Source organism: Xanthobacter pollutisoli (genome assembly GCF_040044995.1).
In the GTDB taxonomy this organism is placed as follows: Bacteria; Pseudomonadota; Alphaproteobacteria; order Rhizobiales; family Xanthobacteraceae; genus Xanthobacter.
Map to the genome: position 1 here is coordinate 1 of NZ_JBDZDP010000044.1, position 9,252 is coordinate 9,252.

Annotated in this window: 9 protein-coding genes; 5 read left to right on the top strand and 4 right to left on the bottom strand. The window is 59.8% G+C overall.

Features of this window, described 5'->3' with window-relative positions:
• The first annotated feature begins 113 nt into the window (after nucleotides 1–113).
• Complete coding sequence (locus ABLE93_RS26220; protein ID WP_348842616.1) at nucleotides 114–359, top strand: MBL fold metallo-hydrolase RNA specificity domain-containing protein; 246 nt, start codon at nucleotides 114–116, stop codon at nucleotides 357–359.
• The gene (locus ABLE93_RS26225; RefSeq protein WP_348842617.1) at nucleotides 360–1,253 is read left to right on the top strand and encodes a hypothetical protein; all 894 of its coding nucleotides are present in this window, start codon (nucleotides 360–362) and stop codon (nucleotides 1,251–1,253) included.
• Between the two features lie 264 nt (nucleotides 1,254–1,517).
• Here ABLE93_RS26225 and ABLE93_RS26230 read toward each other — a convergent pair whose 3' ends face one another.
• The 3 genes from ABLE93_RS26230 to ABLE93_RS26240 are packed head-to-tail and all read right to left on the bottom strand — an operon-like array spanning nucleotide 1,518 to nucleotide 3,451.
• On the bottom strand, nucleotides 1,518–1,955 hold the full coding sequence (locus tag ABLE93_RS26230; protein ID WP_348842618.1) for a hypothetical protein: 438 nt from the start codon (nucleotides 1,953–1,955) through the stop codon (nucleotides 1,518–1,520).
• Nucleotides 1,956–1,972: 17 nt separating this feature from the next.
• A complete protein-coding gene (locus tag ABLE93_RS26235; RefSeq protein WP_348842619.1) occupies nucleotides 1,973–2,419 on the bottom strand; it encodes a hypothetical protein in 447 nt (148 codons plus the stop codon).
• A 54-nt stretch (nucleotides 2,420–2,473) separates the two neighbouring features.
• Nucleotides 2,474–3,451, bottom strand: a complete 978-nt coding sequence (locus ABLE93_RS26240) for a helix-turn-helix transcriptional regulator (protein ID WP_348842620.1) — start codon at nucleotides 3,449–3,451, stop codon at nucleotides 2,474–2,476.
• A 166-nt stretch (nucleotides 3,452–3,617) separates the two neighbouring features.
• On the opposite strand from ABLE93_RS26240, the gene ABLE93_RS26245 reads away from it, so the two are divergent.
• The gene (locus tag ABLE93_RS26245; protein WP_348842621.1) at nucleotides 3,618–3,863 is read left to right on the top strand and encodes a helix-turn-helix domain-containing protein; all 246 of its coding nucleotides are present in this window, start codon (nucleotides 3,618–3,620) and stop codon (nucleotides 3,861–3,863) included.
• Between the two features lie 36 nt (nucleotides 3,864–3,899).
• Here ABLE93_RS26245 and ABLE93_RS26250 read toward each other — a convergent pair whose 3' ends face one another.
• A complete protein-coding gene (locus ABLE93_RS26250; RefSeq protein ID WP_348842622.1) occupies nucleotides 3,900–5,201 on the bottom strand; it encodes a tyrosine-type recombinase/integrase in 1,302 nt (433 codons plus the stop codon).
• A 236-nt stretch (nucleotides 5,202–5,437) separates the two neighbouring features.
• Between ABLE93_RS26250 and ABLE93_RS26255 the strand changes: the two genes are divergently transcribed.
• Both ABLE93_RS26255 and ABLE93_RS26260 read left to right on the top strand, forming a co-directional pair.
• On the top strand, nucleotides 5,438–6,715 hold the full coding sequence (locus ABLE93_RS26255) for a tyrosine-type recombinase/integrase (RefSeq protein ID WP_348842623.1): 1,278 nt from the start codon (nucleotides 5,438–5,440) through the stop codon (nucleotides 6,713–6,715).
• A 228-nt stretch (nucleotides 6,716–6,943) separates the two neighbouring features.
• Nucleotides 6,944–9,130, top strand: coding sequence for a DEAD/DEAH box helicase (locus ABLE93_RS26260; protein ID WP_348842624.1), 2,187 nt, complete (start codon nucleotides 6,944–6,946; stop codon nucleotides 9,128–9,130).
• Nucleotides 9,131–9,252: the final 122 nt, after the last annotated feature.

The window sequence follows — 9,252 nt, forward strand, 5'->3', positions numbered from 1 at the left end:
CGTATCCACGCCCTTCATCCCCAGCCCGCCCGTCGCAACAAAACGACGGACCATGAGCCAAGAGGGGGGTCAAAATTACACGCCGATCCCCCTCACAACGGGGTCAATCTTCCATGCCGAAACACAGCTATCTGAAGGATGAAAAGACCGCCGCGCTTCTCGCGATGCTGAAGGCGCACGGCGTCGGCTTCGAGGTCGTCCATACGTCGGGCCATGCCTCCATCCCCGATCTGAAGCGGCTCGCCGCGGCCATCTCGCCGCGCGCCCTCGTGCCGATCCACACCTTCGAGGCGGACCGGTTTCCATCCTTGTTCGAGAACGTCGTCGTGCGGCATGACGGCGAATGGTGGGAGGTCTGAATGGCTGGGTTCAAGCGTGGCATCCGCAAGAGCGGCATGATCGAGGCCCTTGCGGAGCTTGCGACCAAGGATAGCTGGTGGCGGGATGTCCTCCACGACAAGAGCCTCGTCATCGGCGTGCGGGACGACTATCTCAACGTCTACTGGCGCGGCCAGTCCATCTTCAAGGTGGAGATGAAGCACGACCGCATCGTCGCCACCACACACCCCAAGTACCTGCTCAACCCGGATCTTTCCGGCCAGGTCGCGCTCGACGCCGAGACCGGCGCTTTCGCCCTGGATGGCTTCGACGCGCTGACCCGGGCCTATGTGCCGGGCGAGACGCTGGGCAAGCTGAAGCGGGCGGCGGGCCTGTTCGCGGGCGAGGAGAAGGAGGGTGTGCAGGCGATCGTCAGCGCCAATCCCAACGTGGTTGATGTGGAGGTCGCCTTCCCCGCTGAGCCCGGCAGCCGCAGCGTGCCCCGCATCGACATCGCCACCTTCAACGAGACCGAGGACGGCGTGAAGCTGGTGTTCTGGGAGGCCAAGGTTCTCGGCAATCCGGAGCTGCGCACGGCGGGGGACAAGAACGTGGTCAAGCAGATCGAAAACTACCGGACGCGCCTGACGCAGCATGCTTCAGAGGTCATCGAGACCTATCGGCTGATCGCCCGGCATCTCGTCGCCTTCGCCGACATGAGCGGCGGCGCCCGCATGGTGGCCCCGGCGGTACGCAATGTGGCGGACGGCGCTCCCCTCTCCCTCTCGTCCCCTCCCGATGTGCGCCTCATCGTCTATGGGTTCGATGCCGACCAGCGCGATGGGGCGTGGAAGAAGCTGCTGGCCGCCAATGCGGAGCAGCTCAAGGACATCGAAGTCCTCGCGCGCGGCAACCCCGGCGACATCAGGCTGTAGGCTCCCGGTGTCGGGCTCATGCTGCGATGCCCGCCGCCAACGCCCGCAAGAGCTGCTCTGCATCCGCCCCGGCCCGGTGCCGGGGTGGGGCTTCCTCCACCGCCGCCATGGCGCGTTCGCAGCACCGCTCCCCTGAGCTACACCACGTTGTCCTCGCGCGAGCCCACCTATCAGCAGAACCGGCCGGTGAAAGCGCTCTCTTTCCAAAGTGATGGAGAGCGCTCAATCGGCCGGAACTGTGAGATGTGCCGGTGCGGGCGGGCTTCAGGGTTGCCCCTTCACCTTGAACTTCGCGCCGCTGTAATGGGCGTCGAAGGCGAACGTGGTCTTGTCCGCCGGCAGGGCGAAGTGGGCCAGCAGATGGGCCTTGAAGGGGGCGCCGGCAAGCTGCCGGTCGATATAGACCGTGAAGCGGTCGTCCCGCACGTTGTAGACCACGCGACCACGCGGCCAATCCTCGTATTCTCCGATAACCTTGAGTCGGCGTTGCAGGGTCGGCCAGAACTCATAGTGGGCCGTGGGCTCGGTCTTGAAGTCTCCGTAGTCTTCCGCCTCCCGCCACGGCGTCTTGCAGGAGGCGAGCTCAGGCCGGCCGCCACCCATGACGAACCAGAAGATGCCCACGCACGCCGCTGAAGGCTCAGCCCCGTTCTCCCGCACCTCCTCCGGGGCTTGGGCGGGCTCGGTCACATGTGCCGTCATGGTCTGGCCTCCTTGCTTCAGCGGTAGTTGTCGGCCTTCGGGCTGTGCTGCGGCACGGCGCACAGGCGGTAGAGGATGGGGTCGCCGGTCCCCGACATCAGGCCGCCCTTTCTCAGCTGGACAGCGAGGGTGCCGAGATAAAGCGGGGCAATCTCGAACTTGATGCTTCCCCGCTCTCCCTCGGCTTCGCAATCGGTGTCGATCTCGTAGAAATAGCCCTGCGCGGAGATGCGGCGGATGCGGCAGTGGGTCTCGTAGAGATGAATCTCGGACTTGGAGATGAGCATACGGTCCTTGCTGTCCGGGTCATCGCAGCCACCGTCCTGCCCCGATGAATAGAGCCCCGACTGGATCGGCTCCAGCTGTCGGTTCAGGGCGTAGCCCGGGCTCGGCCACAAAAAGAAGGCCGCGTTCGTGAGCACTATCGAGGCCAGAAGCCCCATCAGAAAGACCATACGGCGCATGACGCGCTCCCCTTGATCGTGAACCCAGTTGGATCAGAAACCGGCCAGAGCCGATCAGGGTTGGCCCGGCTCCATTGGCGCCGCGCCCATCAGCCCCCTCAGCCGCTCCGGCTTCATCACCTTCACCATATTCACGTAAGGGGTCAGGAATTGTGCGAGCTCGGAGAAACCTCCCGCCTCGAAGGTGACGCGCAGGCTGCCATCCGCCAGCGTTTCCATCTGCTGATCGGGATGCAGGGACTGGTCCCTGAACTCCGGTGCAATCGACGGGTCAAACACCAGTTCAATGGGCTCCGGCTCTTCCTGAAAGAACCCGAATGAGCGTTCCGCATAGGCGCGCAGGCTGAAGCCCTCGGGGCGGCTCGCCCGCTCCTCCAGTTCAGCAACGGCGTCGATGCGGTCCAGCCGGAGCTGGTGGGGCTGGTCGTTATCGGGAAAGCCCACCACCAGATAGTGGGACCGCCCGAAGATCAGCCCATAGGGGACAGCCCGATAGCTCCGCGATGTTTCGTCCCCGACCCTCCGATACCGGATTTCGAGCAACCCGGCGGCCAGGATGGCATGCCGGATGGCCTTCAGGACCTCGGGCTTGCAGAGCTGTGCCGGCCCCGGTGTATGAGCCCAGACCTCGGTTTCCAGATGCAGTTCGACGTCCGGCTCAAGGCGACGGCGGTCCGCCGCGCGCAGGCCGGCGCTGATCTTCCTGGACAGGCTGTCCAGGAGGCTCGCCCGCGCCGGATCCCGCGCCTGCATGGCCTGGGCGAGGTTCCTCAATTCCGCCAGTTCCTCGGCCGTGGGCGTGGCGATGAACCGAACCCCCTTGGGCAGATTTGGAAGCCGGAAGCGGACGATCTTGCCGTCGTGGACGCGCTCCAGCGGCCCGAACATGTCGGCGACGAGGTTGCGCATGCGCTCGGCCGTGCTTCGGGATACGCCGTGCAGGGCGCTGATCTCTTCCAGGCTGAGGCCGGTGGATGAAGCGGCCAGATCCAGCGCAAGTTCTAGCGACGCCCGCACCTTGTCGAAACGCATGACATAAGCCCGCAATTGTCCGGTGATCGCCACAGGAGCAGGGCACCACCCAGCGATGCAACCTATTGGCGAAGCATGAGCCCGGCAATGCGAGATTCTATCTGAAATCTCGATTATCTGAAAAGCCGATTATTTCGGCGTCCGCTTCCTCCTGCGGATGCCGGAATTGCCGCGCGACCTTCGTCAGCCCCGTTACGCCCGACTGCGCGAACTCATGATCGAGGCGCGCAAGGCGGCCGGGCTGTCACAGGCGGCGGTCGCGGCAAAGCTCGGTCGGCCGCAGTCGTATATCGCCGATATTGAACGCAACGAACGGCGCATCGACGTCATCGAGTATCTGGCGCTCGCCGAGGCCATTGGGTTCGATGCGATCGGCATTCTGGAGCAAGTTCGCGCAGAGCCGGGCGAGTGACGAAGAGAGGTGGTCCTTCGTTCCGGCCACCAAGCGTCACCCCTTCTTCGCTGCCAACTCCTTCACATTGCTCTCCGGCACAATGCCCAGCTTCGGAAAGGCGGCTCGGATAGTGTCGGCCACATAGGACGGCGCGAGGTGGGCGTAGTGCTTCTCGGTGATGCGCGTGTCCGCATGCCCGAGTTGCGCGGCGATCACGCCCATGGGTACCCCGGCCATGGCCAAAGTGCTGGCATGGGTGTGGCGGAGCACATGAAAGCCGATAGCCGGCACGATCTTCGCCGCAGCGCAGGCCTCCGCCAGCGGCCGTGTCTGCTGCGCCGGCTTCCAGGGGCCGCCGTCATCGCGCGCGAACACCAGCGCGCTGCCGTCCTTGCCATGGGTCAGGCTGCGGAACAGCGCCGTGGCTTCGTCGGTCAGAACGATGTGACGGGGCTTGCCCCCTTTCGCCTCCCGCACTGCTGCCGTGCGAGCATCGAGATCAATGTCCACCACCTTCAGGCGGCCCAGTTCGCTGTACCGCGCGCCGGTCAGCAGTGCGCCGCGCACCAGCGATCGAAGCGGCTCCGCGCAGGCATTTACCAGCCGGGTGCATTCAGCGGGCTTCAGATAACGGATCACCGGCGCATCCACCGCAGCGAAGGGCTTCACTGCGCGCCATGCTTCGTCACTGCTGATGTGCCGTTCGTGCCAGGCGTGGTTCAGGGCCGCCTTCAACACCGTGAGGATGCGATTTGCGGTGGCGCGTCGCGAACGCACCGCATCCATGTCGTCATGATCCACCGCCCGTGTGGCCCGTTCCTTGGCGGTGCTTTTGGTGCGGACCATCTTGGGTGCGGTGGCGATGCCCCGATGCCAATCTCGGATGCGGCGCGTGGTCAGCTTCGCCAGTTCCACACCGCCGAGCGATGGACGGATGTGGATCTCGATGACCCGGCGGGTGGCATATTCCGATCGGCCGCCCTTGCCCACATAATGGGCGATGTAGTCGTCGCAGGCATCGCCCACGGTGTAGGGACCGGCGCTGGCGGAGAGCCCAAGCGCACGGCGCTCCTCTTCCTGGCACCAGTTGCGGGCCACTGCCTGCGCCTGGCTGAAGGACAGGTGCGCCGCGCCATCCGCATCCTGCACGTCGTCCGTCGAGCCAAGCGCATGTTCCGTGTAGCGCTTGCGCTCGCCATCCCATCGCCGGGCAAGCCAGCTGCCGCCGCTCTTCTTTCGCCGGTAGCCGAGAGCGAGCCCGCCATCAAGCTGCTTCCAATAGGGCTCGCCCCGCACGGCAAGTCGTGCTCGGGCCGTGCGGGTTTCGAGGGCTGTATCTCGGACGGTGCGGGCCATGGGAAGAATGGGAAGATTTTGGGGAGTAAGTGGAGACGAACGTCAGCGGATTCCCGCGAACGGCGACGGCTTAACATATTGTGATTCAACGATCCAGCGTGATCCACCTTGATCCGCAAATGCCCATGCATTCTCCCTCTCACGGCGAAAACAGGGGTTCGAGTCCCCTTGGGAGCGCCATTATCCCCTCAATTCCAATGGCTTACCCACGGTGATACTCACTCGGGGGTACGTTTATGGGGAAATGGATTCAGCGGGTCCCCTATCTGCAGCGGACTCGCCACGGTATTTTTCGGTATCGGAGGGTCGTCCCACCCTCGTTGAAGGCCGCGGCCGGGAAGCGGGAGATTCTCGTCTCCCTTCGGACCAAATCGGTCCATCTCGCTGAAGGTCGCTTCATCAAGGCCCATGCGGAAGCGGAGGCGTGGCTCGCCACCCTTCGGGCCAGTCTTTCCCCTTCGGCCCCCTCTTCCGATCTCGATTTGGATGGCAGCTGGGTTCCTCCGACCTTAAAAGCAGAGCCTGCTGCTAAAGCCACGAACTGCGGCCCCACAGTCTCAGATGCCCTCGATCTCTATCTGGCAGAGAAGCGGGATGAGTTCGCGGCCTACCGAGGCCGGGCCTTGCAGGTCCGCCTGAATGAGAAGCGCCGGGTCATCGGCTATCTCGTAGCGTCCCTCGGGGGCGATCGAGAAGTGGAGACGCTGACCCGGGCCGACGCCCGGAGCTTCCGAGACTTTCTCGGGCGCAAGGGTCTATCCGCAGGGTCTGTGAAGAAGAACATCAGGATCGCCGGCGCCATCCTCGCTGTGGCTATCGCCGAGCGACAGATCATGATGTCGAACCCATTCCACCGCCTTGCAGTGAAGGCGGATGTTGCCGCCATCGATGCTCGCCTTCCGTTAACCAGTGACGAGATCGAGACGGTCCTTGGCTTATCGGTCAACAACGAGCTGCAGGTCATTCTCACCCTGCTCGTTTCAACGGGAGCACGTCTCGGGGAGATCGCCGGACTCATTTGGGGCGATATCTGCCGTTCAGAACAGGGCGGCGCCTACATCGAGATCCGTTCCAACGCTGTAAGGCGTCTGAAGACGGCAGCGAGCACGCGTTCGGTACCTTTGCTTGAAAACTCAGAAATGGCGCTCCAGCGCCTCCGGGAAGGGCAAGCTTGGCCTTTTAAGCCCGAACAACCTGTGTTCCCTCGGTATGGTCGTTCGGGCGGACCCGACGCAGCCTCGGCGGCCCTGATGAAGGCGCTCCGAGCAGTTGGCATCAACGACCCAAAGAAGTCAGTTCACTCCATCCGGCACTCGGTGAAACAGGCATTGCGAGATATTGGCTGCCCCCGGGACATCCGGGATGCGATTCAGGGACACGCCGCTCCTGGCATTTCGGAGCATTATGGCACCGGCCATTCTCTGGCCGTCATGCGGAAGTGGCTTAGCGAGGCTGCTCCAAAGCTTGGCCACGGAGCAGCGTCGGGCGTCCCGAATCCAGAATCGTCATTATAGCACGCCGATCGCCACGCGTCAAGTTTTCGAGCTTCGTCAAACGGACCGAGAAGGCTGCAAGCGAGCATTTTTTCCTTGCAAAAAACGGGAAAGTGTGTATAATATACCCCGCTCGACAGTATTGCTGTCCCGAGCACCATCCAAAATGTCATTTTAAATTTTGGCCATCACCCGGTCGCGGGACGATTTTCTGCGACCAATTTCATTTACAAATTAATTGGAGTAAATATGAAAATTCAATACATCGATGCACCTGCTGGCTCTGGAAAAACGCACGCGATTTGCAAGCTCGTTGCAGATATGGTCAACCAAGGGCAAAAGATTATTCTGGTCCAGCCAACTAAAGCGCTAATTGATCAGACCTATTCTACGCTTTCATTTAATCTCGGGCTTACTCAACAGGTTCAAAAAATCTATAGTCAGAATGAAAGCAGCAAAAGCGCCATTCAAGCAATCGTCGAAAAATTGAAGAACCCGCCTTTTGGAGGAGTAGCAATTCTCATCACTCAAGCGGCGTTCGACGGCGTGCCATATTTCGAAAAGGCCGGCCAATGGCATCTTATTTTTGACGAGGTGCCGGCCGCGGATGCGGTCTTTATGTTCCGTGTTCCGCACTCCCATTCCCTGATAACGAGGCATCTAGAAATTGGATCGGACTCGCCCTACGCTTTGGTTACAATCGACCTTGATCAGGACGACGATATTCTAAAACTTGGATCTAAAGATGATGTATATCGCCGATTTTACCCTGTGGCTCGGCGGATAAAGTCAGAAGGGTGGGATGCTTACGTTGATGTTGCCCAATACCAACGCTTACTCGTTGGTGACATTGGGTCGCTGTCCATTTACGCCGTCCGAAACGAGAAAATTCTTTCACGTTTCAAGAGCTGCATTGTCGCCTCGGCCCGCTTCCTCGAAAGCCTGTTTTGCAAAATTATGCAAGCAAGAGGCGCAACTTTTGAGCCTTATCCATTGACGAATAATGCTTTACGTTACACCTCGCACAATAATGGCGCCCTTCTGACGATCCATTACATGCCCATCGATCGGTGGTCAAAGAAGGCGGCGGCGGAACACCCCGACCTTCTTATCCAATTAAAACAATTCATCAAATTTAAGTTCCATAACCGGCCATTCATTTATCTTGGAAACAAAGGGTCTGGGCACTTCGATCTGGAAAGTGCTGGCGGAATTGAACTAAGCGGAAGCCCTCACGGCTTGAACCATTATCAGCATCTTGATCATGCAGCGATTTTTCCGGCTTATAACCCACGACCACCTCACGCCAAATTCCTGGCAAGCCTTGGGGTGTCCAGCGAAGTTCTGGACACTGCGATGCACTGCAATGCGATTTATCAGGCACTTATGAGGTGTTCGCTGCGAGATCCACAGTCGACGAGTTCGAAAGTTGCTATTGCTCCAGACCGTCGAACGGCGATGTGGCTTCAAGGGGTATTTCCCGGTGCAACCGTGGAAGAAATTTCCCTCGCGGCAAATCAGACGATCGGAAAGGTTGGCCGTCGTCGAAAATATTCAGATAATGCAGAACGGCAGAGGGAATACCGTGCTCGGAAAAAGGCAGCAGCAGCGGGAACCTTTGCTTCGGCACCTTTACTCGAAACTGCTTTTCCTCAAATTCAACCCCGTTATGAATCCATTAAAGAAAATAACGTCGTAACGCAGCTGGCCACGAGCCAGAAGGGCATTTGGCGGATGAACATTTACAAAACAGTCAAGAGTCGAGGTGCCTACGAAATCGTCGCTCTCAAGTCATTGGAAGAAATTGTGAAGGCATTTAAAGCTGCTCATCGCGTCAGGTTAACAGAAAAGAACTCAGCAAAATTGTTTAATTTTACGATATACTCATGCGACCCAAAAACGACACGAAAGGCAGAAGATGCAATCGGCTCGTCGGTTCTCATCCTGGATAACGACGGCGACGGAATTTCTCCCGAAGAATTTATGGATACATTTTCTAGTTGGAAAATGATCCTCGCCAACACGTTTTCGTCGACTGGAGGTAGGAAAAGGTGGAGAGCTGTTATCCCGCTGGCTCGGAACGTCTCTGTAGATGAATATGCGAAGCTCTACAATCTTGTGCTGCACGAGCTGAAGTATGGAGGGTACCCCGTCGATAAAAAGGACCCCTCCAAGCCGTATGACCAGCCACATGGCTTCGACACCTCCAAGCGAACCGTCGTGAGCATTTTCTATTTGCCGTCGCAGGCGAAAGACCCTAACGGCACATTTTTCCACGCGGCGACCGGACCCCAGCGTGAGATCCTCGACCCGGACGTTTGGCTCACTCGTTTGCCGCCAGTTTCATCTCCCTCAGTCGTCCCGGCTCTTCCTAAGGCAGGACATCCAACAGCCGCGACGACCTCCAAGCTAAGCGACGCAGTAAAGACGTGGTGACGTTGCCCCTCATGTCTAATCCAGCTTGAAGTTCGTTCTGGCCCGACTTGAGGACCAGGACATGAAGCGCAGCCGTTTTTCAGAAGAGATGGGGTATTCGGTCCTGATCTCTTGAGCCGTTT

Bases quoted from the DNA above. Each gene is read 5' to 3' on its own strand.
- ABLE93_RS26220 (WP_348842616.1), top strand. From the start codon at position 114: ATGCCGAAACACAGCTATCTGAAGGATGAAAAGACCGCCGCGCTTCTC.
- ABLE93_RS26225 (WP_348842617.1), top strand. From the start codon at position 360: ATGGCTGGGTTCAAGCGTGGCATCCGCAAGAGCGGCATGATCGAGGCC.
- ABLE93_RS26230 (WP_348842618.1), bottom strand. From the start codon at position 1,955: ATGACGGCACATGTGACCGAGCCCGCCCAAGCCCCGGAGGAGGTGCGG.
- ABLE93_RS26235 (WP_348842619.1), bottom strand. From the start codon at position 2,419: ATGCGCCGTATGGTCTTTCTGATGGGGCTTCTGGCCTCGATAGTGCTC.
- ABLE93_RS26240 (WP_348842620.1), bottom strand. From the start codon at position 3,451: ATGCGTTTCGACAAGGTGCGGGCGTCGCTAGAACTTGCGCTGGATCTG.
- ABLE93_RS26250 (WP_348842622.1), bottom strand. From the start codon at position 5,201: ATGGCCCGCACCGTCCGAGATACAGCCCTCGAAACCCGCACGGCCCGA.
- ABLE93_RS26255 (WP_348842623.1), top strand. From the start codon at position 5,438: ATGGGGAAATGGATTCAGCGGGTCCCCTATCTGCAGCGGACTCGCCAC.
- ABLE93_RS26260 (WP_348842624.1), top strand. From the start codon at position 6,944: ATGAAAATTCAATACATCGATGCACCTGCTGGCTCTGGAAAAACGCAC.